This window comes from Pseudomonas gingeri, assembly GCF_013385425.1.
Taxonomy (GTDB): Bacteria; Pseudomonadota; Gammaproteobacteria; order Pseudomonadales; family Pseudomonadaceae; genus Aquipseudomonas; species Aquipseudomonas gingeri_D.
In genome coordinates this window covers 99,701-126,636 of the sequence record NZ_JACAQA010000011.1, presented here as the reverse complement: position 1 = coordinate 126,636, position 26,936 = coordinate 99,701, and the positions used below count along the sequence as shown (strand labels likewise).

The 26,936-nt window shown below is 61.6% G+C and carries 27 protein-coding genes and 1 pseudogene; 17 read left to right on the top strand and 11 right to left on the bottom strand.

What is annotated here, in order from left to right; all coding sequences use genetic code 11:
* Window positions 1-216: 216 nt before the first annotated feature.
* Together HX830_RS16995 and HX830_RS16990 are read right to left on the bottom strand one after the other, a co-directional pair.
* Window positions 217-1,710, bottom strand: a complete 1,494-nt coding sequence (locus tag HX830_RS16995; RefSeq protein WP_100944340.1) for a CoA-acylating methylmalonate-semialdehyde dehydrogenase — start codon at window positions 1,708-1,710, stop codon at window positions 217-219.
* An 83-nt stretch (window positions 1,711-1,793) separates the two neighbouring features.
* Window positions 1,794-3,143, bottom strand: coding sequence for an aspartate aminotransferase family protein (locus HX830_RS16990; protein ID WP_100944339.1), 1,350 nt, complete (start codon window positions 3,141-3,143; stop codon window positions 1,794-1,796).
* Between the two features lie 137 nt (window positions 3,144-3,280).
* Between HX830_RS16990 and HX830_RS16985 the strand changes: the two genes are divergently transcribed.
* From HX830_RS16985 to HX830_RS16975, 3 genes are all read left to right on the top strand, one after another.
* The gene (locus HX830_RS16985) at window positions 3,281-4,201 is read left to right on the top strand and encodes a LysR family transcriptional regulator (RefSeq protein ID WP_100944338.1); all 921 of its coding nucleotides are present in this window, start codon (window positions 3,281-3,283) and stop codon (window positions 4,199-4,201) included.
* 223 nt (window positions 4,202-4,424) lie between these two features.
* Window positions 4,425-5,075 (top strand): TetR/AcrR family transcriptional regulator, encoded by a 651-nt coding sequence (locus HX830_RS16980; protein ID WP_103499822.1) that lies wholly within the window; start codon window positions 4,425-4,427, stop codon window positions 5,073-5,075.
* A gap of 27 nt (window positions 5,076-5,102) precedes the next feature.
* Window positions 5,103-5,690 (top strand): IMPACT family protein, encoded by a 588-nt coding sequence (locus HX830_RS16975; protein WP_103499823.1) that lies wholly within the window; start codon window positions 5,103-5,105, stop codon window positions 5,688-5,690.
* A 326-nt stretch (window positions 5,691-6,016) separates the two neighbouring features.
* Here the strand turns inward: HX830_RS16975 and HX830_RS16970 are convergent, their stop codons facing one another.
* Window positions 6,017-6,445: a hypothetical protein gene (locus tag HX830_RS16970; RefSeq protein WP_177101374.1), complete on the bottom strand. Its 429-nt coding sequence runs from the start codon at window positions 6,443-6,445 to the stop codon at window positions 6,017-6,019.
* 86 nt (window positions 6,446-6,531) lie between these two features.
* On the opposite strand from HX830_RS16970, the gene HX830_RS16965 reads away from it, so the two are divergent.
* The 3 genes from HX830_RS16965 to HX830_RS16955 all read left to right on the top strand — a co-directional run bounded on the left by HX830_RS16965 (window position 6,532) and on the right by HX830_RS16955 (window position 8,656).
* Window positions 6,532-6,918 (top strand): MerR family transcriptional regulator, encoded by a 387-nt coding sequence (locus HX830_RS16965; protein WP_152741623.1) that lies wholly within the window; start codon window positions 6,532-6,534, stop codon window positions 6,916-6,918.
* On the top strand, window positions 6,908-7,591 hold the full coding sequence (locus tag HX830_RS16960) for an SDR family oxidoreductase (protein WP_177101372.1): 684 nt from the start codon (window positions 6,908-6,910) through the stop codon (window positions 7,589-7,591). The genes HX830_RS16965 and HX830_RS16960 overlap by 11 nt, the downstream gene beginning before the upstream one ends.
* A 111-nt stretch (window positions 7,592-7,702) precedes the next feature.
* On the top strand, window positions 7,703-8,656 hold the full coding sequence (locus tag HX830_RS16955) for an adenosine deaminase (RefSeq protein WP_103499827.1): 954 nt from the start codon (window positions 7,703-7,705) through the stop codon (window positions 8,654-8,656).
* 156 nt (window positions 8,657-8,812) lie between these two features.
* On the opposite strand, the gene HX830_RS16950 is transcribed toward HX830_RS16955, so the two are convergent.
* From HX830_RS16950 to HX830_RS16940, 3 genes are all read right to left on the bottom strand, one after another.
* Complete coding sequence (locus HX830_RS16950; RefSeq protein WP_177101370.1) at window positions 8,813-10,192, bottom strand: MFS transporter; 1,380 nt, start codon at window positions 10,190-10,192, stop codon at window positions 8,813-8,815.
* A 125-nt stretch (window positions 10,193-10,317) separates the two neighbouring features.
* On the bottom strand, window positions 10,318-11,031 hold the full coding sequence (locus tag HX830_RS16945; protein ID WP_177101368.1) for an ArsR/SmtB family transcription factor: 714 nt from the start codon (window positions 11,029-11,031) through the stop codon (window positions 10,318-10,320).
* Window positions 11,032-11,291: 260 nt separating this feature from the next.
* Complete coding sequence (locus HX830_RS16940; protein ID WP_103496992.1) at window positions 11,292-12,212, bottom strand: LysR family transcriptional regulator; 921 nt, start codon at window positions 12,210-12,212, stop codon at window positions 11,292-11,294.
* 118 nt (window positions 12,213-12,330) lie between these two features.
* Between HX830_RS16940 and HX830_RS16935 the strand changes: the two genes are divergently transcribed.
* Both HX830_RS16935 and HX830_RS16930 read left to right on the top strand, forming a co-directional pair.
* Complete coding sequence (locus tag HX830_RS16935; RefSeq protein ID WP_177101366.1) at window positions 12,331-13,344, top strand: zinc-binding alcohol dehydrogenase family protein; 1,014 nt, start codon at window positions 12,331-12,333, stop codon at window positions 13,342-13,344.
* 144 nt (window positions 13,345-13,488) lie between these two features.
* Complete coding sequence (locus tag HX830_RS16930) at window positions 13,489-13,668, top strand: hypothetical protein (protein ID WP_177101364.1); 180 nt, start codon at window positions 13,489-13,491, stop codon at window positions 13,666-13,668.
* Window positions 13,669-13,683: 15 nt separating this feature from the next.
* Here HX830_RS16930 and HX830_RS16925 read toward each other — a convergent pair whose 3' ends face one another.
* Together HX830_RS16925 and HX830_RS16920 are read right to left on the bottom strand one after the other, a co-directional pair.
* Window positions 13,684-14,871, bottom strand: a complete 1,188-nt coding sequence (locus HX830_RS16925) for a multidrug effflux MFS transporter (RefSeq protein WP_152741617.1) — start codon at window positions 14,869-14,871, stop codon at window positions 13,684-13,686.
* A gap of 101 nt (window positions 14,872-14,972) precedes the next feature.
* Entirely contained in the window at window positions 14,973-15,173 is a 201-nt protein-coding gene (locus HX830_RS16920) for a heavy-metal-associated domain-containing protein (RefSeq protein ID WP_103496996.1), read from the bottom strand.
* A 148-nt stretch (window positions 15,174-15,321) separates the two neighbouring features.
* On the opposite strand from HX830_RS16920, the gene HX830_RS16915 reads away from it, so the two are divergent.
* The 3 genes from HX830_RS16915 to cueR all read left to right on the top strand — a co-directional run bounded on the left by HX830_RS16915 (window position 15,322) and on the right by cueR (window position 18,571).
* A complete protein-coding gene (locus tag HX830_RS16915) occupies window positions 15,322-15,708 on the top strand; it encodes a hypothetical protein (protein WP_103496997.1) in 387 nt (128 codons plus the stop codon).
* Between the two features lie 63 nt (window positions 15,709-15,771).
* On the top strand, window positions 15,772-18,159 hold the full coding sequence (locus HX830_RS16910; protein WP_177101362.1) for a heavy metal translocating P-type ATPase: 2,388 nt from the start codon (window positions 15,772-15,774) through the stop codon (window positions 18,157-18,159).
* A 10-nt stretch (window positions 18,160-18,169) separates the two neighbouring features.
* Window positions 18,170-18,571: a Cu(I)-responsive transcriptional regulator gene (cueR, locus tag HX830_RS16905; RefSeq protein ID WP_177101360.1), complete on the top strand. Its 402-nt coding sequence runs from the start codon at window positions 18,170-18,172 to the stop codon at window positions 18,569-18,571.
* A gap of 36 nt (window positions 18,572-18,607) precedes the next feature.
* Here the strand turns inward: cueR and HX830_RS16900 are convergent, their stop codons facing one another.
* Window positions 18,608-19,504 (bottom strand): PA4780 family RIO1-like protein kinase, encoded by an 897-nt coding sequence (locus tag HX830_RS16900; RefSeq protein WP_100944321.1) that lies wholly within the window; start codon window positions 19,502-19,504, stop codon window positions 18,608-18,610.
* Window positions 19,505-19,939: 435 nt separating this feature from the next.
* Here HX830_RS16900 and HX830_RS32540 point away from each other — a divergent pair.
* Both HX830_RS32540 and HX830_RS32535 read left to right on the top strand, forming a co-directional pair.
* A pseudogene (locus HX830_RS32540) lies at window positions 19,940-21,028 on the top strand (cache domain-containing protein); the annotation flags it as partial.
* 90 nt (window positions 21,029-21,118) lie between these two features.
* Window positions 21,119-21,886: a methyl-accepting chemotaxis protein gene (locus HX830_RS32535; RefSeq protein WP_370868300.1), complete on the top strand. Its 768-nt coding sequence runs from the start codon at window positions 21,119-21,121 to the stop codon at window positions 21,884-21,886.
* A 132-nt stretch (window positions 21,887-22,018) separates the two neighbouring features.
* Here HX830_RS32535 and HX830_RS16890 read toward each other — a convergent pair whose 3' ends face one another.
* On the bottom strand, window positions 22,019-22,810 hold the full coding sequence (locus HX830_RS16890; RefSeq protein ID WP_103497744.1) for an AraC family transcriptional regulator: 792 nt from the start codon (window positions 22,808-22,810) through the stop codon (window positions 22,019-22,021).
* Between the two features lie 202 nt (window positions 22,811-23,012).
* Here HX830_RS16890 and HX830_RS16885 point away from each other — a divergent pair, with 202 nt between their 5' ends.
* A complete protein-coding gene (locus tag HX830_RS16885) occupies window positions 23,013-23,867 on the top strand; it encodes a MaoC family dehydratase (RefSeq protein WP_152741612.1) in 855 nt (284 codons plus the stop codon).
* A 400-nt stretch (window positions 23,868-24,267) separates the two neighbouring features.
* On the top strand, window positions 24,268-24,597 hold the full coding sequence (locus HX830_RS16880; RefSeq protein WP_152741611.1) for a hypothetical protein: 330 nt from the start codon (window positions 24,268-24,270) through the stop codon (window positions 24,595-24,597).
* Window positions 24,598-24,770: 173 nt separating this feature from the next.
* On the opposite strand, the gene HX830_RS16875 is transcribed toward HX830_RS16880, so the two are convergent.
* Window positions 24,771-25,259: an Hcp family type VI secretion system effector gene (locus HX830_RS16875; RefSeq protein WP_177101356.1), complete on the bottom strand. Its 489-nt coding sequence runs from the start codon at window positions 25,257-25,259 to the stop codon at window positions 24,771-24,773.
* A 191-nt stretch (window positions 25,260-25,450) separates the two neighbouring features.
* Here HX830_RS16875 and HX830_RS32735 point away from each other — a divergent pair, with 191 nt between their 5' ends.
* Together HX830_RS32735 and HX830_RS16865 are read left to right on the top strand one after the other, a co-directional pair.
* The gene (locus HX830_RS32735) at window positions 25,451-26,362 is read left to right on the top strand and encodes an NAD synthetase (protein ID WP_256350536.1); all 912 of its coding nucleotides are present in this window, start codon (window positions 25,451-25,453) and stop codon (window positions 26,360-26,362) included.
* Entirely contained in the window at window positions 26,359-26,817 is a 459-nt protein-coding gene (locus HX830_RS16865; protein WP_256350535.1) for a hypothetical protein, read from the top strand. The genes HX830_RS32735 and HX830_RS16865 overlap by 4 nt, the downstream gene beginning before the upstream one ends.
* Window positions 26,818-26,936 lie beyond the last annotated feature (119 nt).

Genomic DNA, 26,936 nt, shown 5'->3' with positions numbered 1-26,936 from the left:
GCTTATTTTCACTTTTCTGTCATAAGCGTGGAAAACGGTATAGAAACCCCAGGTTTTGCGGTGTTCGAACTGGCCTCTTCGCGGCGGTGCGGCGATCCGACAAGCCCTGCTCCTACAGGTTTGCGTCGTATACAAAATTGGGGAACGGCAGAAAACTGTAGGAGCAGGGCTTGCCCGCGAAGAGGCCCATATAGACGACGCCTGTACGGACCTTGTTTACAGACTCGGGAACGCGAACTGCGACGCCTCATGGCTGGCACGTTGCGGCCAGCGCTGGGTGATCGCCTTGCGCCGGGTGTAGAAACGCACGCCATCCGGCCCATAGGCATGCAGGTCGCCAAACAACGAACGCTTCCAACCACCAAAGCTGTGATAAGCCACCGGCACCGGCAACGGCACATTGACCCCGACCATGCCCACTTCAATCTCGTCACAGAACAAACGCGCCGCTTCACCATCACGGGTAAAGATGCAGGTGCCATTACCGTATTCGTGATCGTTGATCAACTGCATGGCCGCTTCCAGGCTGTTCACCCGGACAATACACAGCACCGGCCCGAAGATCTCTTCCTTATAGATGCGCATCTCAGGCGTCACGCGATCGAACAGACAACCACCGAGGAAGAAGCCCTCCTCATGATCCTTGACGCTCAAGCCACGACCGTCGACCACCAACTGCGCGCCCGACGCCACGCCATCGGCAATATAGCCACTGACCTTGTCGCGGTGCTGACCGGTGACCAATGGCCCCATATCCAGACCACACGAAGTACCCGCACCGATCTTCAGCGCCTTGATCTGTGGCACCAGCTTGGCCACCAGCGCGTCCGCCACCTGGTCGCCCACGCAAACAGCCACGGAGATCGCCATGCAACGCTCACCGCAGGAACCATAGGCCGCGCCCATCAAGGCACTGACCGCGTTGTCCAGATCGGCATCCGGCATCAATACCGCATGATTCTTCGCCCCGCCCAGGGCCTGGACACGTTTGCCGCGCTTGGTGCCTTCGGCATAGATGTACTCGGCAATCGGAGTCGAGCCGACAAAGCTCAGGGCCTTGACCTCAGGCGCCTCGATCAACGCGTCCACCGCGGTCTTGTCACCATGCACCACGTTCAGCACACCCTTGGGCAAACCGGCTTCCTGCAACAGCTGGGCGATCAGCAAGGTCGAGCTCGGATCACGCTCGGACGGCTTGAGGATAAAGCAGTTACCGCAAACGATCGCCAGCGGATACATCCACAGGGGCACCATCGCCGGGAAGTTGAATGGCGTGATCCCCGCCACCACGCCCAGCGGCTGGAAATCGGACCAGGCGTCGATGTTCGGACCGACGTTACGGCTGTATTCACCCTTCAGTACTTCCGGCGCGGCGCAGGCGTACTCGACGTTCTCGATACCACGCTTCAATTCACCGGCGGCGTCTTCCAGGGTCTTGCCGTGTTCTTCGCTGATCAGTTGGGCGATACGCGCCTCGTTCTGCTCCAGCAGTTGCTTGAAGCGGAACATCACCTGGGCACGCTTGGCCGGTGGTGTATTGCGCCAGGCCGGAAAAGCCGCCTTGGCCGAATCGATGGCCTGCTGAATGGTCTCGCGATCCGCCAACGGCACCTGATGGATAACCTGGCCGGTGGACGGGTTGTATACGGCGGCCGTGCGACCGGAATCGCTGACCAGTTGGCCGTCGATCAAATGTTGAATTGCACTCATTGCGGGGCTCCAGAACATGGACGTACAGAAGCGAGTCGCCTCGCTCCTGTCAGGAAATAGTGTTGGTCTTCTATATAGAAGGATCAGTCCAGCTTGTTCAGCACTTCGCCGACCGCATCGAACAGACGATCCAGGTCCTGCGGCTTGCTGTTGAACGTTGGGCCGAACTGCAGGGTGTCGCCACCGAAGCGCACGTAGAAACCGGCCTTCCACAAGGCCATGCCAGCTTCGAACGGACGCACGATGGCGTCGCCGTCACGGCCAGCGATCTGGATCGCCCCGGCCAGACCGTAGTTACGAATGTCGATCACGTTCTTGCTGCCTTTCAAACCGTGCAAGGCATTTTCAAAGTGCGGCGCGACTTCGGCCACGCTCTGTACCAGGTTTTCCTTTTGCAGCAGGTCGAGTGCCGCCAGGCCTGCGGCGCACGCCACCGGGTGTGCCGAGTAGGTGTAGCCGTGGGGGAATTCCACGGCGTACTCGGGGGTCGGCTGATTCATGAAGGTCTGGTAGATCTCGCTGCTGGCAATCACCGCCCCCATAGGAATGGCGCCGTTGGTGACTTGCTTGGCAATGCACATCAGGTCCGGGGTCACGCCGAAGCTGTCGGCGCCGAACATCGCGCCGGTACGCCCGAAGCCGGTGATCACTTCGTCGAACACCAGCAGGATATTGTGCTGGTCGCAGATTTCCCGCAGGCGCTTGAGGTAGCCCTGTGGCGGTACCAGCACACCGGCGGAACCGGCCATGGGCTCGACGAACACCGCCGCGATATTGGACGCATCATGCAGTTCGATCAGCTTGAGCAGCTCATCGGCCAGGGCGATACCGCCCTGCTCCGGCATGCCACGGGAGAAGGCATTGCTCGCCAGCAGGGTGTGGGGCAGATGGTCGACATCCATCATCGCCTGGCCAAACAGTTTACGGTTGCCGTTGACACCGCCCAGGCTGGTACCGGCGATGTTCACCCCGTGGTAACCACGGGCCCGACCGATCATCTTGGTCTTGGTCGCCTGGCCTTTCAGACGCCAGTAGGCCCGCACCATCTTCACCGCGGTATCGGCGCACTCGGAACCGGAGTCGGTGAAGAACACATGGTTCAGGTTGCCCGGCGTCAGCGCGGTGATTTTCTCCGCCAGTTGGAACGACAGCGGGTGACCGTATTGAAAGCCCGGCGAGTAATCGAGGGTCCCCAGTTGCTTGGCCACCGCTTCCTGGATTTCCTTGCGGGTGTGCCCGGCGCCGCAGGTCCACAGGCCGGACAGCGAGTCGTAGACCCGGCGGCCCTTGTCATCGATCAGCCAGCTGCCTTCGGCGGCAACGATCAGGCGCGGATCGCGCTGGAAGTTGCGATTGGCCGTGTAGGGCATCCAGTGGGCATCGAGTTTGAGCTGGCTGGCCAGGGAGCCGGGGGCGTGTTCAGGCATGTTCATGGGCGAAACCTCACAGGGCAATATGCGGCGCAGGAGTTGAAAGCGTTCTTGCAGCTAAATTGCCATGGCGATAAAGTCGGTGAAATGCAACTTTTCTAATGTTCAGTCAGCAGGCTACTAAACAATATGACCCAGCCATGAGCAGCCGCCGCCCCGATCCCCTGGCGCAAGTCAGCGACTTTGATATCCGCTTGCTGCGTATCTTTCGCAGCGTGGTGGAGTGCGGCGGTTTTTCCGCCGCGGAAAGCGTGCTCGGTATCGGCCGCTCGGCCATCAGCCAGCAGATGAGCGATCTGGAGCAACGTCTCGGGCTACGCCTGTGCCAACGTGGACGGGCCGGCTTCTCACTGACCGAGGAAGGTCGCGAGGTCTATCACTCGGCGTTGCAGCTATTGGGCGCACTGGAAAGTTTTCGCACCGAAGTCAACGGCCTGCACCAGCACCTGCGTGGAGAGCTGACCATCGGCCTGACCGACAACCTGGTCACCCTGCCCCATATGCGCATCACCCATGCACTGGCCCAATTGAAGGAACGCGGGCCGGATGTGCAGATCCAGATTCGCATGATCGCCCCCAACGAAGTGGAACAAGGCGTGCTCGACGGCCGCCTGCATGTCGGGGTGGTGCCCCAAGCCAGCGCCTTGTCGGGCCTGGAGTATCAACCGCTGTACAGCGAACGTTCGCTGCTCTACTGCGCGGTGGGGCATCCGCTGTTCTATGTGGACGACAAGCAACTGGACGATGAACGGCTCAATGCCCAGGACGCCATCGCTCCGACCTTCCGTCTGCCGGCCGAAATCCAGGCGCATTACCAGGCGCTCAATTGCACCGCGAGTGCTTCGGACCGCGAAGGCATGGCGTTCCTGATCCTGACCGGGCGCTATATCGGCTACCTGCCTGATCACTATGCCAATCTCTGGGTCCAGCAAGGTCGGTTGCGCGCGCTCAAGGCCGGCAGCCGTTTCTATGACCTGAGCCTGGCTTCGGTGACACGTAAAGGGCGGCGCCCACACCTGGTGCTGGAAAGTTTCCTGGAAAGCCTGGCGGCAACCCGCTGAAGATATCCACAGGCTTGCGCAATCTTGAACTGGCTTGCGGGCCTCTTCGCCAACAAGCCGGCGCCAGCAAAATATCGTGCCCAAGCCACTGCCGCGAATAGTTGCCCCGAAAGCGACAGAATCGGCCCGGATCCAGGCTTTATATGATGACAGGACTTGTCTCAACCCCCTGGGTACGCTATCTGTGCACGGGTTGCACCCACAGACCCGTTCGGAACTGCCTATGACCGTTGAAGCCCCTGCCCACGCCGGAAAGCCCGCCAGCCGAATTCGCCAGAAAAACCAGGAAGCGATAATCAAGGCCGCCGAAGACGAGTTCGCCCGCCATGGCTTCAAAGGCACCAGCATGAACACCATCGCCCAGAACGCCGGACTGCCCAAGGCCAACCTGCACTATTACTTCACCCACAAGCTGGGCCTGTATATCGCGGTATTGAGCAATATCCTCGAACAGTGGGACGACACCTTCAACCACCTCAGTGTCGATGACGATCCGGCGCAGGCGCTGGCCCGCTACATCCGCGCCAAGATGGAGTTTTCCCGGCGCCAGCCACAGGCCTCGCGGATCTTCGCCATGGAAATCATCAGCGGCGGCGAATGCCTGACCGAGCACTTCAACCAGGACTACCGCGCCTGGTTCCAGGGCCGGGCGAATGTGTTCCAGGCCTGGATCGATGCGGGCAAGATGGACCCGGTCGATCCGGTGCACCTGATCTTCCTGCTCTGGGGCAGCACCCAGCATTACGCCGACTTCGCCACCCAGATCTGTCGCGTCACCGGCCGCCCGCGGCTGACCAAGCAGGATATGGAAGACGCCGGCAACAATCTGATCCGCATTATCCTCAAGGGCTGCGGCCTGACGCCGCCGCTCTGATCCTCTTGAACTGAAGCCGAATCCCGTATGCCTTTTACCCTTGCCGGCCTTTGCGAATACCGCGAGGAAATTCGCAAAAGCCGCTTTATCACCCTCGCCGCCCCGATCACCAGCGTCGCCGAAGCCCAGGCCTTTATCGAGCAACACAGCGACCTGGATGCCACCCACAACTGCTGGGCCTGGAAGCTCGCCGACCAGTACCGCAGCAGTGACGACGGCGAACCCGGCGGTACCGCGGGCCGGCCGATCCTGGCGGCCATCGAGGCCCAGGACTGCGACCAGGTCGCGGTACTGGTCATTCGCTGGTACGGCGGCATCCAACTGGGCACCGGCGGCCTGGCCCGTGCCTATGGCGGCGGCGCCAACAAGTGCCTGCAAAATGCCGAACGACTGCCGCTGATCAGCCGGGTCGCGCTGAGCTGCGCCTGCGGCTTCAGCGAACTGGCGCTGGTCAAGCTACGGGTGGCCGAGCTGGGTGGCCTGATCCTCGAAGAGCAGTTCACCGCCAACGGCGTGGAACTCCAGTTGGCGGTGGGCGCAGCGCAGATCGATACCCTGCAACGGCAGTTGGCCGATCTCAGCCGCGGCCGCATTCTCCTGCAGCGAGAGGCGTAACCGGCCTCTGTTCACAGCCCCGCCGGTTGCCCACAGTCACTGTGCACCCGACTGTGGATAACCTGAGCACATCCCGCTGTAACCCTTCTGCAACGTGGCTTTGCGGCCGCTGATCAGTTTTTGTCCAATCACCCGCCAACGGCGCAAAATCGTCCAGTAAACAGCGAGTTACCCGGGTTTATCGCGTTTTGAAAATAGCCCAATGGCCTTTATACCCATGCTGCAAGCTTGCGCACAGATACTGTGGAGCAACCTGTGGATAAGCCGTGCAAGGGTGGCCGGGTAGCCGATCCAGCCACGCCTGCGCGAAATTGATCGTTTTTTGATCAGCCCGCACTGACCAATATGGCTTCATCGGACGCTCCGCGCACCGGCAACAACTGCGCGATCCCCCAGGCCAGCTCAAAGAACAGGAACACGGCAATGATCATGCTCGCCCCCTGGCTCAGGGCGTAGGCCTGCCAGGTCGCGAACAGCATCCGGCCCGCCGCGTCATAGCGGCCGAATGTCTGTTGCGGATCGCGAATACGCAATACCGCCCAGACGCAGACGATCGAGCCCAACAAGTTCGCCATCAGCTGGTGCACAGGCGCAAACGGCGGAAAGCTTCCCGGCAGGTTCAGCGCGGCGGCCAGCGCCAGCAGGGCAGCATGCAAGGCAAGAAAACTCCAGGGGGTGACAAAGGCCGCCGTCACGATCAAGTCATACCAACCGCTGGCCCGGACCAGTCGACGGTACTGCGCAGTGCTCCACATAAGGCATCTCCATAGCGATTCAAGGAACACAGAGGCTAAAGCCTGGAGTATGCTCCAAGGTCAAGCCTTTCCAGAGAACAGACAGCATGCGTATCGGTGAACTGGCCCGGGCCTGTACCGTCAGTTGCGACACCCTGCGTTTCTACGAGCAGCGCGGCTTGATCGTGGCCCAACGTAGCGCCAACGGTTATCGCGACTATCCTCCCGAGATGGTGCAACTGGTGCAGTACATCAAGACCGCCCAGCGCCTGGGTTTCAGCCTGGGGGAAATCGGCAGCAGCGTCGCCGGCGTGTGGCATGCGCCGGATGCCGACAGTGCCGTCACGCAACTGCTGCAAGACAAGCTCACGCTGATCGAAGCACGCATCGCCGACCTGGGTGAGTTGCGTTTGGAACTGCAGCATCGCCTGCAGCAAAGTTGTCCTCTGAGAACCGGACTTTCATCTGACAAGGAGTTTGCTCATGAGCAGTAAGAATGCATTGATCATCGGTGCTTCCCGAGGCCTTGGACTCGGGCTGGCCAGACAACTGCTGGCCGACGGCTGGGACGTGACCGCCACCGTGCGCGATGTCCACAAGGCCGATGCCCTGAAGGCCGTCGGACCGCTCCGTATCGAAGCCCTGGACATGGACGATCACGCGGCGGTGGCCGCGCTGGCGCAACGTCTGGAAGGCCAGGTCTTCGACCTGCTGTTCGTCAATGCCGGCGTCAAGGGGCCTGAAGATCAACGACCGGGCAATGCCTCGCTGAGCGAGATCGGCCAGTTGTTCATGACCAATGCCGTCGCCCCCGTGGCCCTGGCCCAGCGCTTCGTCGGGCAGATCCGCCCGGGCAATGGCGTAATCGCCTTCATGAGTTCGGGCCTGGGCAGCGTGACCACCCCTGATGCGCCGAACCTGGCCTTCTACAAGGCGAGCAAGGCCGCGCTGAATTCCATGGCCAGCACCTTCCTCAGCGAAATCGAAGCGCCGACCTTCACCGTCCTGTCGATGCACCCGGGCTGGGTGAAAACCGACATGGGCGGCGAAGACGCGGATATCGACGTGGCCACCAGCGTTCGCGGCCTGATCGATCAGGTCAATGCCTATTCCGGCCGGGGCGGGCATCACTTCATCAACTACAAGGGCGAGACCATTCCCTGGTAAGCAACAACCCCTGCTGGAGCTCCGACGGGCTGCTCCTGCAGCGGATTTAGCCAGTGTTTCGACAGACATCTGTAGAATGTCCACCCACTGCACCTGATGAGAAAAAAGACCATGTACGACTGGCTCAATGCCCTGCCCAAGGCGGAACTGCACCTGCACCTGGAAGGCTCGCTGGAGCCGGAGCTGCTGTTTGCCCTGGCCGAACGCAACAAGATCGCCCTGCCGTGGAACGATGTGGACACCTTGCGCAAGGCCTATGCCTTCAACAACCTGCAGGAGTTCCTCGACCTCTACTACCAGGGCGCCGACGTGCTGCGCACCTCCCAGGACTTCTACGACCTGACCTGGGCCTACCTGTTGCGCTGCAAGGCGCAGAACGTGATCCACACCGAACCCTTCTTCGATCCGCAGACCCACACCGACCGGGGCATCCCCTTCGAAGTGGTGCTCAATGGCATTGCCGCGGCCCTCAAGGACGGCGAACAGCAACTGGGCATCAGCAGCGGCCTGATCCTCAGCTTCCTGCGTCATCTCAGTGAAGACGAAGCGCAGAAGACCCTGGACCAGGCGCTACCGTTTCGCGATGCGTTTGTCGCGGTCGGCCTCGACAGTTCGGAAATGGGCCACCCGCCGAGCAAGTTCCAGCGGGTCTTCGATCGCGCCCGTGGCGAAGGTTTCCTGACCGTCGCCCATGCCGGCGAGGAAGGTCCGCCGGAGTACATCTGGGAAGCCCTCGATCTGCTGAAGATCCAGCGTATCGACCATGGCGTACGGGCCATCGAGGACGAGCGGCTGATGCAGCGGATCATCGATGAGCAGATCCCGCTGACTGTCTGCCCGTTGTCGAACACCAAGCTCTGCGTGTTCGACCACATGTCGCAGCACAACATCCTCGACATGCTTGAACGCGGCGTGAAGGTCACGGTGAACTCCGATGACCCTGCCTACTTCGGCGGTTATGTGACCGAGAACTTCCATGCCCTGTACACCGACCTGGGCATGACCAAGGAACAGGCCCAACGCCTGGCGCAGAACAGCCTGGATGCGCGGTTGGTCAAGCCTTGATAAACCCGGCCTGAACAACAGCACCGGACTGTAGGAGCCGGCTTGCTGGCGATGAGGCCCGCAAGACTTGCATCGATTAGTCGGCCGCCATCGCCAGCAAGCCGGCTCCTACAGGGGTTGTGTTGAGCGCAATTGCGAGTCAACGCGAGACGGTGTCTATACCTGCGCCGCCTCGCTCAACTCCTCCAGCGCCTTGCCCTTGGTTTCCATGCCGAAGCGCCAGACCAGCGCCGCCGCAATCGCGAAGCACAGCGCCCCCAGGGCAAACACCCCACCCTGCCCCGTCACCGGGAACACCAACCCGGTCACCAGCGGCCCGAGCAACGAGCCAATCCGTCCCACCGCCGAAGCAAAACCGGAACCCGTGGCCCGCGCCGACGTCGGGTACAACTCCGGCGTGTAGGTGTACAACACCGCCCACATGCCGAACAGGAAGAACTGCATCAACAACCCCGAGCCCACCAGCAAGCCGACATTGCCGCCGAACACCGCGCTCTGCCCGTAGAAAAACGCCATGACCCCGCCACCGAGCAAGGTCACGATACACACCGGCTTGCGCCCCCAGCGCTCCACCAGCCAGGCCGCCATCAGGAACCCCGGAATCCCGCCCAGGGAAATCAGCACCGTGTAATACACCGACTGCGTTACCGCGAACCCCGACTGCTGCAGCAAGGCGCTGAGCCAGGAGGTCAGGCCGTAGAAACCGAGCAAGGCAAAGAACCAGACGCTCCAGATCATCATCGTGCGCTGGCGGTACAGCGGCGACCACAATTGTTGAAAGGCCGAAAAGAAGCTCGGCGCGCGGTCCACACCACGGGGCAGCCGCACCGGAATCGGCAGCGAGGTGCGCTTGAGCGAGGCCTGCACCCGCGCCTCGATATCCCCCAGCACCTTGTCCGCCGCCCCATGATGCCCGGCCTGTTCCAGCCAACGTGGCGACTCGGGGATAAAAAAGCGGATCGCCAGGACAAACACCGCCGGTATCGCCAACACCAGGAAGATGTCCCGCCAGCCCACCAGCGGCAGGAGGAAATACGACAACACCCCCGCCGCGACAAAACCGAGGGGCCAGAAGCCGTCCATCAGCGCGATATAACGCCCGCGGCGCTTGGCCGGAATCAGTTCCGAAAGCATCGACTGGGCAATCGGAAACTCCATGCCCATGCCGAACCCCAGCAGGATGCGAAACAGCGTCAAGGTCTCGACGGTCTGCGCGGTGGAGCACAGGTAACTGGCCACGCCCCAGAGCACGATGCTCCACTGGAAGACCGGTTTGCGCCCGAAACGATCGGCGAGCATCCCCGACAACGAAGCCCCGACCACCATGCCGAAGAAACTCGAACTGGCCAGCAGACCGGCCTGGGCGCTACTGAGGGCGAATTCGGCTTTGATCGAGCCGAGCAGGAAAGTCATCATCGCCAGGTCCATGGAGTCGAAGAAAAACGCCAGGGCGATGATGATGAAAATCAGCCGGTGATAACCGCTGATGGGCAAGCGTTCCAGTCGTTCCGCCGCGCTGTAGCCTTGAGCTTCCATGGGATATCCCTCGATTCGAATCTTCGATCGAGTGTGCGGTATCGTCAGGAGGGCTTGTTTCTGGATACGACCTGTTTGCAGTCTTGAGCGACGCCCGCCGCATCCGTGCGGCAGGCTACCGGGGCTCAGCCGGCCAATTCGAGCTCGATTTCACCGGCCAGCTTGTCGATCTGCCGCTGCCCGAGCGCGGACACCTGCAAGGCCCGGGAGTCTTCCCGCAAGGCCAGCCAACCGGATTGCAGGAACAGTTGCAGCAGCCCGGCGCCCAGCGCGCCACCCAGATGCGGGCGACGTTGCAGGTCGTGGCAGACACAGGCGATCTCACGCTGCCCATGGGCCAACGCCTGGATGTACAGGCCGCGCTCGGCCAGGCGCGCCGCGCCCTTGCTGGTGACCCGCAGCCGCAGTTCCTGCTGTTCGACCCAGCCCGCCCCCAGCAGGCGCTGGTAAAGCTCGCAGGCCAGTTCACCGCCCAGGTGATCGTGGCACACCCGGGCATGCCGCAAGGCGTCGGCATCGGGGGCCATGGCCTTGACCGCATGGGCCATCGCCAGCGGTGCACTGGCCAATGAAGCACTGGCCAGGGCCTGCACCGCCGTGCCGACTTCCGGGGCGGCGAGGCGGAAGAAGCGCTTGCGCCCGCGCTCCTCGATACGGACCAGGCCGCCTGAACTCAGGCGCGCCAGATGAGCGCTGGCCGAGGACAGCGACAGGCCCGTGCACAGGGCCAACTCATCGGCAGCCCGGGCGCTGCCATCCAACAACGCCCACATCATTGCACTGCGCTTGGGGTCTGCAAGCAACGTGGCAATCTGACTGACGCAAGGTGCATATTCCATGTCTTCACTCCCTGTTGAAACATTGATCGAACGCACACGGGGCATACTGAGGAGTAATCCCGCCCAAGCCAAGACGCGAAAATGCCAAAAAAGGGGCGATTTTTTCGTCGTTCGGCAATCAACGGTGGCGAATGAAACAAAATTCTTCATTCGCCGAAAGGATATTGGATCCAATGTCTTCAGCCTAAACCACAATGTGCGCGGAGCCGACCTTTATTCCTGAACGGGTTGTAACAGAACCTCTTCGGGATCCGCGTGTCTCATGACCGGGAAACCGGCGCCAGTCGCCCCAGCTGCGCGCACCGCCGGCTCAACATCTCGCGCAGCAGATTCACCGGCTTACTCAATTGAGCGCGATGGGCGCACAACAAATTCAGCGGAGCACGCTCACAGCGCAACTCCGGCAACAGCACCTGCAAGCGTCCCGCGAGGACATCGGCCGACACATCCAGCCAGGATTTGTAGGCGATACCGACCCCGGCCACGGCCCAGCGCCGCACCACATCGGCATCGTCGCTGAAGCGATCGCCACTGACGGTCAGGCCGACGTCGCGCTTGCCGTCGTGAAAACTCCAATGGTCATGCACCCGACTGCTCAACATGTAGAGCAGGCAGTTGTGCTGCGCCAGTTGCGCCAAGGTGCGAGGTTCGCCGTGCCGCGCCAGATAGCTGGGTGCCGCGCACAGCACCCGGCGGTTGTCCGGGGCCACGGGCAGCGCCACCAGGCTGGAGTCCTCCGGCTCGCCATAACGCAAGGCAATGTCCACCGGCTGGCGGAACAGATCGGCGATACGGTCGCCCAGCAGCAGGCGCACGGTCAGTTGCGGGTGCTCGCGCTGGAACTCGTCCAGCCAGGGCAGCAGCAGGTTGCGCCCGAAGTCCGAGGGCGCCGACAACTGCAAGACGCCGCTGACCTGGTCCTGGCCGCGAGCCAGCAGACGGCGGCCCTCATCGAGTTGGCTCAACGCCCCCCGGGCATATTCAAGGAAGCCCTCGCCTTCGGCAGTCAGCCTCAGGCTGCGGGTTGAGCGTGCCAGCAGGCGCGCGCCCAGTTGCTGCTCGATCCGCTTCAAGGCCGCACTGGCCACCGCCGCCGACATATCCATGACCCGCGCCGCCGCCGACAGGCTGCCCAGGTCGGCAGCACGGACAAACAACTGCAAGTCATCGAAACGCAACATGGTGGCCTCGGCATTATCAAAAAAATATTGAAAGAGACTGCTGTTTTAGCCGGTTTTATCTTCAAGTGAAATAGCCAATCATGACCCCATCGAAATCACTGCCCTCTGGAGTTTTCCCATGAAAGCCATTGCCTTCTACGCGTCCCTGCCCGTCAACGACCCGTTGTCCTTGCAAGACATCGAACTGCCCGCCCCGGTCGCCGGTCCCCGTGACCTGCTGGTGGAGGTCAAGGCGATCTCCGTCAATCCGGTGGACACCAAGGTCCGTCAATTCATGCCGCCTGAAAACGGCGAAGCCAAGGTGCTCGGTTGGGATGTGGCCGGTGTGGTCAAGGCGGTGGGCAACGACGTCAGCCTGTTCAAGGTCGGCGACCCGGTCTTCTATGCCGGCTCCCTGACCCGTCCCGGCGGCAACAGCGAGCTGCACGTAGTGGACGAGCGCATTGTCGGGCACAAGCCGAAAAGCCTGGGTTTTGCCGAAGCCGCCGCCTTGCCGCTGACCGCCATCACCGCCTGGGAGCTGCTGTTCGAGCGCCTGCAGATCGCCGAGAACAAAGCCGATCAGGGCCAGAGCCTGCTGATCGTCGGCGCGGCCGGGGGTGTCGGTTCGATCCTGACCCAGCTCGCCAGCCAGTTGACCGGCCTGAAAGTCATCGGCACCGCTTCACGGGCCGAAACCAAGGATTGGGTCACGGCGTTGGGCGCCGACCTGGTGATCGATCACAGCCTGCCGCTGAGCGAAGAACTCAAGGCCCATGGCCAGGTGCACGTGACCCACGTCGCCAGCCTGACCCAGACCGACAGCCACCTCGACCAGCTGGTCGAAGCCCTCAAGCCCCAGGGCAAGCTGGCGCTGATCGACGACCCGAAAAGCCTCGATATCAGCAAGCTCAAGCGCAAGAGCCTGTCGTTGCACTGGGAGTTCATGTACACCCGTTCGATGTTCGAGACAGACGACATGATCGAACAGCACAACCTGCTCAACCGCGTCGCCGAACTGATCGATGCCGGTGTGTTGAAAACCACGGTGGGCGAGCACTTCGGCCAGATCAATGCCGCCAACCTGCGCCGTGCCCATGGGGTTCTGGAAAGCGGCAAGGCCAAGGGCAAGATCGTGCTGGAAGGGTTCTGAGCAACCACCAGTCAGATGATTGAGCCTGGTCATCTAAAAGCAGGAAATCAGCGCTACACTCGTACCCTCACTGCTGTTTTGGTTTTATCGCAGTCATTTTCAAGCAACAGAGAATGAGCCGTTACCAACAGGAGGAAGTGCGCAATGAATATACTGCTTAAAGAACTGACCAGGCCCCACGGCAATCAATGGCAGGTCCGCCTGGACCAGCACGTGGTGACCTTCCGTAGCGAAGCTGAAGCCCGTGCCTTTGTCGCCACTCTGCAAAGCAGGCTGCTGGCCCCCCACGCTTTCCCCGAACACAGGCAACGCGCCGTCGGTTAATCCCGCGTCGGGAACCTAGCCCTGGATGACTCGTGCGTTGTGTACGCGGCGAGTCGACATGGCCAGCGTGACCACCAGCACACCGCACAAGCTGATGACCAGGGCCATCGGCACGGCGCTGCCATCGTGCAACACGCCGACCAATGAGGCGGCGGCGGCCGCCACGCCGAACTGCAGGCAACCCAGGGTTGCCGATGCGCTGCCGGCGCGCGCGCCCTGGCCGTTCATGGCACAGGCCGAAGCATTGGGCAAAATACAGCCCAGGCTGGAAATACAGATGAACAGCGGCACCAGCAACGGCCACAGCTGTTGCGGGTGCAGGCTGCTGATCGCCAGCAGCGTCAGGCCGGCCACCAGGTAGACCCACACCGCGCGGACCAGCAGAAAGGCCGGGCCACGCTTGGCCAGCAGGCGCGCATTGACCTGCGCGGTCAGGATGAAGCCCGCGGCGTTGGTGCCGAACAACCAGCCGTAGTGCTCGGCCGGTACGCCATAAAGCTTGATGAACACGAACGGCGAACCGGCGATATAGGCAAACATCCCGGCAATCGCGATGCCGCCGGTCAGGGCGTGGCCGAGGAACAGGCGGTCGCCCAGCAAGCGGCCGTATTGGCGCAGCGCCCCCGACAACGGCGGACGTGGCTGATTGGCCGGCAGGCTCTCGGGCAGGCCGAGAATCACAGCGATGGCCGCCAGGGCACTGAAGATCGTCAGGGCGACAAAAATCGAATGCCAGCCATAGAGGTTGACCAGCACGCCGCCGAGCATCGGCGCCAGGATCGGTGCCAGTCCCACCACCAGCATCAGCTGTGAGAAGACCTTGGCCGACCCCACCGCGTCGCATTTGTCGCTGACCACCGCCCGGGAAATCACCATCCCGGCGCAGCCGCCCAGGGCCTGGACGAAACGCGCGGCAATCAACCAGTCCAGGCTCGGGGCAAAGGAACAGGCCAGGGACGCGACGGTGAACAGCGCCACCCCCACCAGCAATGGCACCCGCCGACCGAAACGATCGGCTACTGGCCCGTAGGCCAACTGGCCGATGGAAAGGCCGAGGAAATACACCGCCAGGGTCAGCTGGATATGTTTTTCATCGGTCCCGAAGGCAGTAGCCATGGCCGGAAAGCCCGGCAGGTAGAAGTCGATGGCCAGGGGCGCGAAGGCGCTCAGGGCGCCAAGAATCAGGATGGTTCGCAGGTTCATCAGGTGTCCAGAGAGGATCGACGCGGGCGCCTAGTCTAGCGGCGCGAGGAGGCCTTGAACAATCTGATAGGTCGCTAACTATTAAAAAAACCGAATCCGCGTCAACCGGCCAGCTTCGCCTCATAACCTTCTTCGCTGATGGCGCTGAGCACTTCCTCCGCCGACAGCCGGCTGCTGACACCGACTTCCTTCGTCGCCAGGTCGACCCGCACCTCGGCCGCCGGATCGCGGGCCTGGACCGCCTGGGTAATGGCCCGTACACAGTGACCGCAGGACATACCCTGGACATTGAAGACTTGCATGACACAGCTCCTTTCATGGGGGAATATGGGCAGTCTCAAGCTTGCCACCGTGGCAAGGTCAAGTTCCTGACGACACTGCCGGGCTGGCATTTAACGCAAGCCTGCGCCAAGCTTCGGCATCGACGATCAAACCGTAGGAGATTCAGCCATGCGCTGGTCAGCATTCAGCCTGTTCGGCCTTCTCAGCATTTTCGGTGCGAGCCCTTTCGCCAGTGCGGCCGGAGAGAACTATGCCGTCCTGATCATTTCGCGCGAGCGCCTGGAAGTCTCCACTTCCTGCGAGATCGGCATCTATCTGCAGGATCAACTGTCCGGCCGTCTCTTCCAGGAGCAGTCCAGCTCCTTCAACCTGCCGCCAGGCAATGTCTCGATCCGCTTGAAATTCCTGCCCGGACAGACCCCAGGCTGCGAAGCCGGCATGCTGACCACCCCCGAGCAGGTGATCAAACTCAACGGCGGCGATGTGCGCAAGTTCTCCATCGTCGGCGGCCCGGAAGGCCTGCGCCTGAAACAGGCACCGCTGGGTTATCAATAAGGGCTTGACCTTGCCAAGGGGGCAAGGTTGATCCTTGGGGCAACTTCTCCAGGAGTATTGCCCATGCTCGCCTCCACCCTCTTCGACCTGCCGATCGCCGGCATGACCTGCGCCAGTTGCGCCGGCCGTGTCGAACGCGCCCTGAGCAAGGTCGCCGGCGCCAGTGCCGTCAGCGTCAACCTCGCCACCGAACAGGCCCGCGTCCAGGCCCCCGCCGATAGCCTGCCGGCGCTGCTGCGCGCCGTCGAGCAGGCCGGTTACAGCGTGCCCACCCACAGCCTGGAACTGGAGATCGGCGGTATGACCTGCGCTTCCTGCGCCGGCCGGGTCGAGCGGGCCTTGAGCAAGGTGTCCGGCGTGCAGAACGTGAGTGTCAACCTGGCCAGCGAACGGGCCCATCTGGATCTGCTGGGCCAAGTCGACTCCAGCGTGCTGATCGCCGCGGTCACCGGCGCCGGCTACCGCGCCAGCCTGCGGCAAAGCGAGGCCGCCGTCGCCCAGGACCAGCAACGACGCCTGCACCGCGAACGCCTGTCCCTGCTGCTGGCGATCGCCCTGGCCCTGCCGCTGGTGGTGCCGATGCTGGCCCAACCGCTGGGTTACCACTGGATGCTTCCGGCCTGGCTGCAATGGGCCCTGGCCACGCCGGTACAGTTCATCTTCGGCGCGCGCTTCTATGTCGCCGCCTGGAAAGCCGTCAAGGCCGGGGCCGGCAATATGGACCTGCTGGTCGCCCTCGGCACCAGCGCCGGTTATGGCCTGAGCCTGTATCAGTGGGCCAACGCCGCGCCCGGCAGCATGCCCCATCTGTACTTCGAAGCCTCGGCGGTGGTGATCGCCCTGGTGCTGCTCGGCAAATACCTGGAAAGCCGCGCCAAGCGCCAGACCGCCAGCGCCATCCGCGCCCTGGAAGCCTTGCGTCCGGAGCGGGCGATCCAGGTGATCGACGGCCGCGAGCAGGACGTGGCCATCAGTGCCCTGCGTCTCGATGACCTGGTACTGGTCAAACCCGGCGAACGCTTTCCGGTGGACGGCGAAGTGGTCGAGGGCCGCAGCCACGCCGATGAAGCCCTGATCAGCGGCGAAAGCCTGCCGGTGCCCAAGCAGCCCGGCGACCCGGTCACTGGCGGGGCCATCAACGGCGAAGGGCGGTTGCTGGTGAAAACCCGGGCGCTGGGTGCCGAGACCGTACTGGCGCGGATCATCCGCCTGGTGGAAGACGCCCAGGCCGGCAAGGCGCCGATCCAGAAACTGGTGGACAAGGTCAGCCAGGTGTTTGTCCCGACCGTTCTGTTGCTGGCCCTGGCGACGCTGATCGGCTGGTGGCTGCACGGCGCGCCGCTGGAGACCGCGCTGATCAATGCGGTGGCGGTGCTGGTGATTGCCTGCCCCTGCGCCCTGGGCCTGGCGACTCCGACGGCGATCATGGCCGGCACCGGCGTGGCCGCGCGCCATGGCATTCTGATCAAGGACGCCGAGGCCCTGGAGCGCGCCCATGAAGTCAGCGCCGTGGTCTTCGACAAGACCGGCACCCTGACTTCCGGCGCACCGCGCATCGCCCACCTGATCACCACGGCCGGTGACGACGACAACGCGTTGCAACTGGCCGGCGCCCTCCAGCGCGGCAGCGAGCATCCCCTGGCCAAGGCGGTGCTGGACGCTTGCGCGGAACGCGGCCTGGTCCTGGCGGATGTCAGTGACAGCCGGGCGCTGAGTGGACGCGGTATCGCCGGGCGCCTCGGCGAACGCGCCCTGGCCCTGGGCAATCAGCGCCTGCTGGATGAAAGCGGCCTGAACGCAGGCGCATTGGCCGAGTCCGCGAGCGCCTGGGAAGCCGAAGGTCGGACCTTGTCCTGGTTGATCGAACAAAGCCCGCAACCACGGGTGCTTGGCCTGTTCGCCTTCGGTGACACCCTCAAGCACGGCGCCCTGCAAGCCATCGCACAGCTCAAGGCCCGGCAGATCAGCTGCCACCTGCTGACCGGCGACAACCGTGGCAGCGCCAGGGTGGTCGCCGAGGCCCTGGGTATCGACGATGTTCACGCCCAGGTGCTGCCGGCGGACAAGGCCGCCATCGTCGCCGAGTTGAAGCGCAACGGTGTGGTGGCAATGGTCGGCGACGGCATCAACGACGCCCCGGCACTGGCCGCCGCCGATATCGGCATTGCCATGGGTGGCGGCACCGATGTCGCCATGCACGCGGCGGGCATCACCCTGATGCGCGGCGATCCGCGACTGGTGCCGGCTGCGCTGGAGATCAGCCGCAAGACCTATGGGAAAATCCGCCAGAATCTGTTCTGGGCCTTCGTCTATAACCTGATCGGCATTCCCCTGGCCGCCTTCGGCCTGCTCAATCCGGTACTGGCCGGTGCGGCCATGGCCTTGTCCAGTGTCAGCGTGGTAAGCAATGCCTTGCTGCTCAAGACCTGGAAACCCAAAGACCTCGACTGAAGGAGTTGTCATGAATATCGGCCAAGCAGCCCGCCAGAGCGGCCTGAGCGCGAAGATGATCCGTTATTACGAGTCCATCGGCCTGCTCAAGGCCGCCAGCCGCACGGACAGCGGCTACCGTGTGTACAGTGCGCAGGACTTGCACACCCTGGCCTTTATCAAACGTTCCCGGGACCTGGGTTTCTCCCTGGAGGAAGTCGGCAAGCTGCTGACCCTCTGGCAGGACCGCCAGCGCGCCAGTGCCGACGTCAAGGCCCTGGCCCGCCAGCATATCGAGGAATTGAGCCGCAAGATCGAAGAACTGGCCAGCCTGCGCGACACCTTGCAGGACCTGGTGGAGCACTGCCACGGCGACCAGCGGCCCGATTGCCCGATCCTCAAGGACCTGGCATCGGGCGGTTGCTGCCATTAAAAAATCCGGCCGAGGCCGGATTCTTCATTCAAGCGATCACTGCTGCATCCACGGCGGAGGCGGCTCTTCAGCCTTGCTCGGCGGTTTGTCATCCGCCGCGCGGATTGCCTGCCGGCGCTCCTCCTCGAAACGTGCCGCTTCGATCTCGCGCATCACGCTGCCGACATCCGCCAGTTCTTCCGGATCGTCGAACTCACCCGTCAGAATGCTGCCCGGATGCAAGGTGCCGGCTTCGAACAACGCCCACATTTCCTTGGCATAACGGGTGTCCCGCAGCTCCGGAGCGAAACGCCCGAAGTACGAGGCCATGTTGCCGACGTCCCGCTCCAGCATGCTGAAGGCGTGGTTGTTGCCCGCCGCATCCACCGCCTGGGGCAGGTCGATGATCACCGGGCCCTGTGGCGTCAACAGCACGTTGAACTCCGACAGGTCACCGTGCACCAGACCGGTACACAACATCAGGACGATCTGGGAAATCAGGAACGCGTGATACTCGCGCGCCTGATCCGGCTCCAGCACCACATCGTTGAGGCGCGGTGCGGCATCGCCGTACTCGTCCGCCACCAACTCCATCAGCAGCACGCCTTCCAGGAAGTCGAACGGCTTGGGCACCCGTACGCCAGCGCTGGCCAGACGGAACAACGCCGCCACTTCCGCGTTCTGCCAAGCGTCCTCGGTCTCCTTGCGACCGAACTTGGAGCCCTTGGCCATGGCGCGGGCCTGCCGGCTGTTACGCACCTTGCGGCCTTCCTGATACTCGGCCGCCTGACGAAAACTTCGTTTATTCGCCTCCTTGTAGACCTTGGCGCAACGTAGCTCGTTGCCACAGCGCACCACATAAACCGCTGCCTCTTTGCCACTCATGAGTGGGCGCAGCACCTCGTCGACCAGACCGTCCTCGATCAGGGGTTCAATGCGTTTTGGAGTCTTCATCAGCTTTTATTGTGGGTCCTTTATTGCCAAACACGCGAATGTCACTCGTTATACGGCAATCCTCTCACAGCGGGGAGAGGATGCCGACCTCGAATACTCTCCAATGCACTCAATGTGCCAGATTATTCCGACGAACCGGACAGATGAAAGCCGCGACTCCAAAGAATAGCTGACGATTATCAAGCTATTGTTCACGCAGCACCTTGCCTTTTCTGACCGAGGCCGACAGCCTGATGCTCAGAAAAAATCAGAATATTCGCCCTGTACCTCAACTTTTTTCCGCGCCGGCCGAAGCGCTCTAGGACAAAGGCGTTTTTGTCGGACAATCATTACGCCGCCAGCGAAACGGATTTTCGGCACCACTTTCACAGCTGCCCTATACCGACCACACGTGATCAGCACGTCTGGGGTCTACAAGAAAAATCTGGAGCGCGGATGAACATCAAGCAAAAGTTGACCTGGGCGTTTGCAATCGTCGCCTGTTTGCCGGTGGTGCTGGTTGCCACCCTGGTGGTACTGAACCTGCGCAGTGAAGCCCGCAGCAACTTTGTCGATGGCAGTGGCCGGGAGATCCGCCAGGTCAGCAACGCCATGCAGCTGTTTTTTGACGGCGTCAGCCAGAACGTCGAATACCTGACAACCCAGCCGCTGATAAAAAATTCCGATGGTGTGCTCAAGAGCTACATGAGCGCCGATGCAGCGCAAACGCCTCTCAACGAGCAGGACAAACAGATCTACGACCTGCTTGAGGGCATGAGACTGGCCCATCCGGCCTATTCCTATGTGTCCTACGGCGTTGGCAACGGCGGCTACGTCTCCACCCCAGCCGACCCGAAACTGGCCAGCTACGACCCACGTGTCCGTCCCTGGTACAAGACCGCGATCGCCAATCCCGGCAAGACCCTGCGGACCTCCGCCTACTACTGGGCTGCCGACGACGCCGTGATGATCGGTACCGTGCGCACCGTGGACAACAAGCTGGGCTCCCAGGGTGGTGTCATCGGTGTCGACGTGACCCTCAAGCAGCTCACCGAGATCGTCAAGCAGATCAAGCTCGGTGAAAGCGGCTACCTGATGCTGATGGAGAACAGTGGCAACCTGCTGGTGGACCCCAAGCAGCCTGAGCACAACTTCAAGGCCCTGGGCAGTCTCGGCAGCGGTTATGCGGACCTGGCCAAGGCCGGCAAGGGCCTGGTGGAAGTCGATATCAACGGCGAACACTACATGGCCAATGTCTGGCCGTCCGAGCAGTTGGGTTGGACCTTTATCGGTCTGATCAAACAAAGCGAAGTGATGGCCTCGGCCAACCAGTTGACCTGGCTGGTGGCAATCATCGCCGCCGTGCTCGCGGTGATCTTCGCCATTGTCGGCGCCAGCTTCGCCAGCCTTATCGTGCGGCCGATCCGCAGCGTGGCCAGCGGCCTGGAAGGCATCGCCCAGGGTGAAGGCGACCTGACCCAGAACCTGCAGATCCGTGGCAGCGACGAAACCGCGCAACTGGCGAACTGGTTCAACCAGTTCCTTGGTGCGATCCGCAGCCTGATCCAGCACATCGGTCAGTCGGCGAACAAGATTCTCGATTCGTCGCGTAATTCCACCCGGGTCTCCGGGGACATGGCCGACGCCGCCGGGCGCCAGCGCGAAGCGGTGGATATGGTGTCGACCGCCTTCCACGAGATGGTCGCCACCGCCAACGAAGTCGCCCGCTCCTGCAGCCAGGCCGCCGAATCGGCCGACAGCGGCCAGCGCCAGGCCCGCGAAGGCCAGCAACAGATCGATGCGGCGGTGAGCAGCGTCGACCAGTTGAGCCATGAAATTTCCCAGTCGGCCCAGTCGATGCAGCAATTGGAGACCGACAGCAACAATATCCAGTCGATTCTCGGCACCATCCGCTCGATCGCCGAGCAGACCAACCTGCTGGCACTCAACGCCGCCATCGAAGCGGCCCGGGCCGGTGAGCAAGGCCGTGGTTTTGCGGTGGTCGCCGACGAAGTGCGGGCCCTGGCCAAGCGCACCGCCGACTCCACGGCGGAGATCGACGGCCTGCTGGGCAATCTGGCCAAGCGCACCAGTCAGGTCGCCCAACAGATGCACGCCAGCCTTGAGGTATCGCAGGAATCGGTGAACCGTATCGGCCTGGCACGCACCAGTTTCGGGCAGATCCGCGAGTCGGTGGACGTGATCCGCGACATGAACACCCAGATCGCCACGGCGGCGGAAGAACAGCACCACGTGGCCGAAGACATCAACCGGCATATCAGCCAGATCCATGGCGATGCGCAGTTGGTGGCGGAACTGGCGAACTCAGCGCGGCTCGATTCCCAGGGTCTGGCGGGGCTGTCCAGTGAGCTGGATGCGTTGGTCAAGCGCTTCCGGACCTGATCAGATCTTGAGCACGCCGCATAACCTGTAGGAGCCTGGCTTGCCAGCGAAGAGGCCCTTGAGGCCGCCAAAAGCTTCGCGGGCAAGCCCTGCTCCTACAGGTGGGTGGTGTTCTTGAGTCTGTTGCGGTACTCAGTGGCGGAACAGTTCTCCCGGCGTATAACCGAACAAGCCCTTGAACGCGGCGATAAACGCCGACGTCGAGTCATAACCACAGGACAGCGCGGCCCGGGTCACGCTGTCCCCCGCCTCCAACGTCCCCAGCGACGAGAGCAATCGGGCACGCTGGCGCCAGCCCCGAAAACTCAAGCCGGTCTCACGCTGAAACAACCGCATCAAGGTTTTTTCCGACATGCCCAGGCGCTCGGCCCACTGCCCCAGGGTCACCCCCAGCTCCGGGTTTTCAATCAACTCGTTGCACAAGTCGAGCAAGCGCGAATGACGCGGCAGCGGTAGCGAAAACCCCACCTCCGGCAGCCCCGCCAACTGATCCAGCAACACCTGCACCAAACGCCCCTCGCTGCCGCCCTGCTCGGGATAATCGGCCGGCAACAGGCAGAAACTCTTGATCAGCTCCCGGGCCAGCGGCGTGACCTCCAGCACCCGGCAACGCGACGGTGCCCACTGGCAATCCTCGCGGCGCACATACAGGCTGCGCATTTCCGCGCGCATCGAGGTCACCACCTCATGCTCCAGCCCCGCCGGAATCCAGACACCCCATTGCGGCGGCGCAAAGAAGCTGCCCTCGGCGGTATGCACCCCCAGCACCCCGCTGATGGCATAGGAAAACTGCACCCAGTCATGCCGGTGACGTGGCGTCCACGACCCGGCACTCAGGCTCTCGGCCCGGGCATACAACGGGCGCGGCAGGGACGCCAGCTGCGGAATCTGTCGTTGGGGACCACGTTGTCCGTTAGTCGGCATGAATAGACCTTGTATCGCAAGACAGCTTTCAGGCTGCGACCTTAGGCCAAGCCATCGTTTCTGACAATGCCGCGGGCCATCAGCGCCCGACAGCGGTTCGCTTCTAGCACCAAAGCAACACGGCGCAACGAATAAACCCTATTCTGTGCGAGATACAGCCTATAAACATGAAAGTTTTTTCCCACAAACAAAGCGACTGCTCATGCCCGTGAACTGGCAATACCTGACCGCCGCGCCGAGCTTGCCCGCGCTGTACCTGCGCGCCGCGACACGACGCATCATCGCGGGCCAACACTTGCCTGACCAGGGGCTACGCAGTTGGGTGACCGTCGATGAACGGCGCCTGGCCGCTTATCGCCGGGTCTGCGGCTTTGCCGAGGGCAGCCCGATGCCGGCGACCTATCCCCATGTGCTGGCCTTGCCCCTGCAACTGCAGTTGCTGACGGCCAAGGAGTTTCCCTTTCCGCTGCCGGGCCTGGTTCACCTGAACAACCGTATCCGCCTGCTGCGGCCCCTGGGCGGCATGGGCAATCTGCGGATCGGTGTGCAGGTGCGTAACCTGCAGCCTCATGTCCAGGGCGCGACCTTCGATCTGCTCACCGAGATCGACGATGCCCTCGGGCCGCTTTGGGAGGCCGAAAGCCGGCTGCTCTGCCGGGGCGTCACCCTGGACGCCAAGCCACCACGGAAAACCAAGGCCCCGGTCCCGCCCTTGACCGAGCTGACGCACTGGCAGGTTCCGGTGGATATCGGTCGGCGCTACGCCAGGGTTTCCGGCGACTACAACCCGATCCACCTGACGGCCCTGAGCGCCCGCCTGTTCGGTTTCCCCCGGCCCATTGCCCATGGCCTGTGGAACAAGGCCCGGATCCTCGCGGCCCTGCGCGAGCACCTGCCGAGCGCCAATATCGAGATCGAGGTGGCGTTCAGAAGACCGGTACGCCTGCCCGGCGAAGTCGGCCTGTGGGTCAGTGCACCGGGCTCGAACGGCGCGTTCAAATTGTCCGGTGCCAAGGGACTGGAACATCTGAGCGGTCGTTGGCGACCTATCACCTGACAGACCGCTCTCATCGGAACGTCGCATCCCCTACCCTCGTTTTTTTCTTCGTATCTCTATTCTTCCTGATCTGCCCCCCTTACTGACCGACGGACATCTGAAGATACAACCCCCTGCTTGAGGGGCGGTTGCGCTTTGCCCGCCCTGACGTCTATGATCGGATCGTCGTTGCCAATTCAACGACTAGACCTTGGCCGGTCGATGAGAAAAGGCGCACAGGCGCCCACCATCCGAATTGCAGGCGCCTTTTTTGTGCCCGCACATTCGTGTAATGGCGGCTGTGCGTGGGACACCTTCGGGTGTGCCGGGTCCTTTTCCCCGGTCGGCCAACCCGCGTACAGCTGCCACCCGTCTTCGCTTGGCCGCGAAAGGTGTCAGCGCCACCGAGAAGGAATTTCAGATGGGCTACCTACCGCTAACTCCGACCTGCACTAACCGTCATATTCTCTTCATCAACACCCACGCTTCGATCGTGGATTTGCATGCCTATGGCAGCGAGCGCATGCGCGCCGGCAAGGACATGATCGATAGTCTGTCCTGCATGTCCCTCAGAAAAATCGACGACGAAGACTTGAGCCATTTCATTCAGGGCGCTGCCTTGCTGCTGCGTGATGGATATGACATTTGGAAAGTGGTCGAGACGAGGACAATGGAGGCTGTGCGCAATGGTAGATTGACCTCTATCGCTCCAGGTGGAGACTCTAATACCGGAGTAGAGACCGTTGTCTAAATGACTGTAAAGTCAATTCAGCACGGTAACCTGAGTCATGTTGCCGTGCTGAAACTGTTGAGTTGTAGGTAGAGCTATGTGAGAAGTCAGGCCCATCCACTGCATCTGAAAATGAGATCGGTGATCAGGAATTCGGCTCTCCCAAAGATGCCCTGCAACGTGGCCAACAGCTGTTAAATCTTTACGTTCTCACGAATATTCCAGCCGTACTTGATAGCGCCGCCGTCCTTGCCGCCATCGGCTTTTTGCGGCTGATAGCTGACCTCGACCTTGGCGAAATTCAGCGATACATCCTCATGCAAGGTGTCTGCGCCCTGGTCGCCGCCGGTAGAGTAGGACGCCACCATGACTTCCTTCAGTGTGATCACCAGATATTCAACCGGGTTGGTGCCACCGGCCTTGCGTACGGTGAGCGTCGCCTCGGGATAGTGCTTTCCGCTGGAGCAGGCCGCCATCAGGTTGGGCGACGATTTATCCATGGACTTGCCGAAAGACAGATTGTTGATACTGACCTTACCCGAGCCGCCGCCGCTACCGGTGTGCATGGAGCCGGACTGGTTCATGCCCCATTGAATCGATTTTATGTCGATCTCATCCCGATGTTGCTGGTCTTTGGATTCACCTTTGATATCACCCAGCTTTAAAAACATATCGGTTGCCATACCCACTCCCTGTCATTGATTCACGCCGGATTGGCGCCGGAAGGCACTTTCTTCGTAAGCGCGTGCCTTGAGCAAGGTGTTGAGTAGTGAAAGGGAAATGACCTGCTTTATTAACTCGCAAGTCCTACATTTTCGGATGATTGAGCTGCTTATGCTCCCTGATCGTGATAACAGGTCAGGGAGGGGCCGGGATGATTTCCGAATTTTTAAAAAGCGGTGTGCCCAACGCGCACAACAATGCTCGTCAACGTGTGGAGAGCAAAGTCGATTTGCCACGACTGTTCCGAGCCATTGATATGGATCCGACGATTGCCGGTGCTGGCGTGGTGTACATCGAAAGTGACTTCACGGTGGTGACGCTGCGGGAGTTCCGGGTGATTTGCAGCATCGTGCCGAAGAAGGTCGTATTGCGTGAGGCGCCCAGGCATATAGCACCGTTGGAGTTTGTCCGGTCGCTGGAGACGCAGCCACGGGAGTCGCGACTGGTGATGGAGGTGATCAATACCTCTTTGTCGTGTGCCGGCGCCATTCTTGGATGGACTGCGGCGTTTAGTGGGACCGTCGCAGTTCCGTTTACCGCGGGCGCGAGTCTGGCAGTTGCCAGTATTGGTGCGACAGCCGCCACTGCCAGTACTGTGCAATGCGTGGTGGGTGTTGCGAGGACCTATTACGAACTCAACGACCCTGCTGCTAACGATGCCATGGATAATGAGGAATGGTATCGCTACGCAATGCCAGTATTGGATGCCGCCTCCTTGCTGGGAGCAGGTGCTTCTACCCTGACAACACTGAGGTTGTTGCAGGCCAGAAAGGCGTCGACCGGCAGAAGTTGGTACGAGTTGTCAAAAGGTCTGACTCGCCAACAGAGAAGCGCACTGACTAAAGAACTGCTCAGTCTGAAAGACCCTCGTTTGAGTAATAAGCTGTTGAAGCTTCGCCAGCGTTCAGGGGCGTTGGTCAAACGCTATACAGCGACCGAGATCAATCACGCCACAGTGACTCAAATTCGTGACGCCTTGGGCGCAACCATGGGTTTTACAAGCAGTGCCTTGTCCGGAAATATACGAACGCTCGCGCTTGGCTTGTATGAGGGCCTTGAATGATGGACCACCAAGACTCATTGAGTGCGTTTTTGGCTCGTTATTTTCCAACGTTTATCTGTGCTTTTTTTCTCGCTTGCTTTTCGCTTGGCGGCGCCATTTCATTGGTGTCCAGTAGTTACTTTCGCGGTGACCCCGAGCGGGCTCGCTATGCTTTTCTGGCCGCACTGGTTCTGGGATTGCTTTTGGCGTTTAGCCACTTTGCCATGATCAGAGGGCGCAAGTGGGGCATTTCTATCATCGTGGGATTCTATCTGCTTGGCTTTCTTGCAGTCCTTTCTACCTTCGGCTACAGGCCGCATTTGGGCGCCTATGTGAGCGCTTTGCTGTTGCCGTTACTGGGACTTTTGCTAGTCAACAGCAAGCGCCACCGCGAAATGCGCGGTGTGCTCGTCACGATCCGTCAGCAACGAGAAGAACTTCATCGGCTCCACAAACGTCGTGGAAGGCGCCGCTGATCGCGGCTAAGCAGCGCTCGCCTGGCCGACCTGACGAATATTTCATCGGCTCCTGGTGTTATCCCTACAGCAAGGCCCTTGCTTCCCGTTCTTATCCACCGGAAGCTAGACGCCTTGAA

Excerpts from the sequence above, each read along its gene's own strand:
- HX830_RS16875 (WP_177101356.1), bottom strand. The coding sequence starts at position 25,259 with ATGGCAACCGATATGTTTTTAAAGCTGGGTGATATCAAAGGTGAATCC.
- HX830_RS16950 (WP_177101370.1), bottom strand. The coding sequence starts at position 10,192 with ATGGAAGCTCAAGGCTACAGCGCGGCGGAACGACTGGAACGCTTGCCC.
- HX830_RS16885 (WP_152741612.1), top strand. The coding sequence starts at position 23,013 with ATGCCCGTGAACTGGCAATACCTGACCGCCGCGCCGAGCTTGCCCGCG.
- HX830_RS16910 (WP_177101362.1), top strand. The coding sequence starts at position 15,772 with ATGCTCGCCTCCACCCTCTTCGACCTGCCGATCGCCGGCATGACCTGC.
- HX830_RS16955 (WP_103499827.1), top strand. The coding sequence starts at position 7,703 with ATGTACGACTGGCTCAATGCCCTGCCCAAGGCGGAACTGCACCTGCAC.
- HX830_RS16935 (WP_177101366.1), top strand. The coding sequence starts at position 12,331 with ATGAAAGCCATTGCCTTCTACGCGTCCCTGCCCGTCAACGACCCGTTG.
- HX830_RS16880 (WP_152741611.1), top strand. The coding sequence starts at position 24,268 with ATGGGCTACCTACCGCTAACTCCGACCTGCACTAACCGTCATATTCTC.
- HX830_RS16985 (WP_100944338.1), top strand. The coding sequence starts at position 3,281 with ATGAGCAGCCGCCGCCCCGATCCCCTGGCGCAAGTCAGCGACTTTGAT.
- HX830_RS16900 (WP_100944321.1), bottom strand. The coding sequence starts at position 19,504 with ATGAAGACTCCAAAACGCATTGAACCCCTGATCGAGGACGGTCTGGTC.
- cueR (WP_177101360.1), top strand. The coding sequence starts at position 18,170 with ATGAATATCGGCCAAGCAGCCCGCCAGAGCGGCCTGAGCGCGAAGATG.
- HX830_RS16965 (WP_152741623.1), top strand. The coding sequence starts at position 6,532 with ATGCGTATCGGTGAACTGGCCCGGGCCTGTACCGTCAGTTGCGACACC.
- HX830_RS16960 (WP_177101372.1), top strand. The coding sequence starts at position 6,908 with ATGAGCAGTAAGAATGCATTGATCATCGGTGCTTCCCGAGGCCTTGGA.
- HX830_RS16990 (WP_100944339.1), bottom strand. The coding sequence starts at position 3,143 with ATGAACATGCCTGAACACGCCCCCGGCTCCCTGGCCAGCCAGCTCAAA.
- HX830_RS32735 (WP_256350536.1), top strand. The coding sequence starts at position 25,451 with ATGATTTCCGAATTTTTAAAAAGCGGTGTGCCCAACGCGCACAACAAT.
- HX830_RS16980 (WP_103499822.1), top strand. The coding sequence starts at position 4,425 with ATGACCGTTGAAGCCCCTGCCCACGCCGGAAAGCCCGCCAGCCGAATT.
- HX830_RS16975 (WP_103499823.1), top strand. The coding sequence starts at position 5,103 with ATGCCTTTTACCCTTGCCGGCCTTTGCGAATACCGCGAGGAAATTCGC.
- HX830_RS16995 (WP_100944340.1), bottom strand. The coding sequence starts at position 1,710 with ATGAGTGCAATTCAACATTTGATCGACGGCCAACTGGTCAGCGATTCC.
- HX830_RS32535 (WP_370868300.1), top strand. The coding sequence starts at position 21,119 with ATGGCCGACGCCGCCGGGCGCCAGCGCGAAGCGGTGGATATGGTGTCG.
- HX830_RS16940 (WP_103496992.1), bottom strand. The coding sequence starts at position 12,212 with ATGTTGCGTTTCGATGACTTGCAGTTGTTTGTCCGTGCTGCCGACCTG.
- HX830_RS16890 (WP_103497744.1), bottom strand. The coding sequence starts at position 22,810 with ATGCCGACTAACGGACAACGTGGTCCCCAACGACAGATTCCGCAGCTG.
- HX830_RS16970 (WP_177101374.1), bottom strand. The coding sequence starts at position 6,445 with ATGTGGAGCACTGCGCAGTACCGTCGACTGGTCCGGGCCAGCGGTTGG.
- HX830_RS16865 (WP_256350535.1), top strand. The coding sequence starts at position 26,359 with ATGATGGACCACCAAGACTCATTGAGTGCGTTTTTGGCTCGTTATTTT.
- HX830_RS16920 (WP_103496996.1), bottom strand. The coding sequence starts at position 15,173 with ATGCAAGTCTTCAATGTCCAGGGTATGTCCTGCGGTCACTGTGTACGG.
- HX830_RS16930 (WP_177101364.1), top strand. The coding sequence starts at position 13,489 with ATGAATATACTGCTTAAAGAACTGACCAGGCCCCACGGCAATCAATGG.
- HX830_RS16915 (WP_103496997.1), top strand. The coding sequence starts at position 15,322 with ATGCGCTGGTCAGCATTCAGCCTGTTCGGCCTTCTCAGCATTTTCGGT.
- HX830_RS16925 (WP_152741617.1), bottom strand. The coding sequence starts at position 14,871 with ATGAACCTGCGAACCATCCTGATTCTTGGCGCCCTGAGCGCCTTCGCG.
- HX830_RS16945 (WP_177101368.1), bottom strand. The coding sequence starts at position 11,031 with ATGGAATATGCACCTTGCGTCAGTCAGATTGCCACGTTGCTTGCAGAC.